The following is a 409-nucleotide window of genomic DNA, read 5'->3' on the forward strand; positions in this document are numbered from 1 at the left end:
TCCTTCACCAACTCCCACATCCCCCACAAATGATCCGTAATATCACGGATAAAATATCCCTCACCGAGGTTTGTATTAACACTGTAGGCAGATTTATGATCCCCGCAAGTATAACGGACGGCAGTGTATTCCTTGCCTGCTGTAAAGTGGGTATCCATGATTATAGCTGTTATAGAGCTGGGGTCTCGAAAGCCTAAGAATTTTAGCTTAACAATTTCGACTTTTATATTTGTAAGATGATCCATGACAGTCTCCTCTGCTTGGTTGGTGGGATAATCATATAAAAATTCTGCGTTGATGTCAAGCTTAATTTTAAGCGATTTAAGAGGGTGTTTGTTTCAGGAAGGCAATCACATAGGGTAGGGCAATTTATGAAGGCACAGGCCTCTTTTGAGGCCTTAAAATCGAT

At 41.1% G+C, this 409-nt stretch carries 1 protein-coding gene; it reads right to left on the bottom strand.

Annotated elements, in window-relative coordinates:
- Positions 1 to 245 (bottom strand): hypothetical protein (locus tag Y882_RS20680; RefSeq protein WP_046973449.1); only part of this gene is annotated, 245 nt, incomplete at its 3' end.
- Between the last annotated feature and the right edge of the window lie 164 nt (positions 246 to 409).

Origin of the sequence: Dyella japonica DSM 16301, assembly GCF_001010355.1 — a bacterium.
In the GTDB taxonomy this organism is placed as follows: Bacteria; Pseudomonadota; Gammaproteobacteria; order Xanthomonadales; family Rhodanobacteraceae; genus Dyella; species Dyella japonica.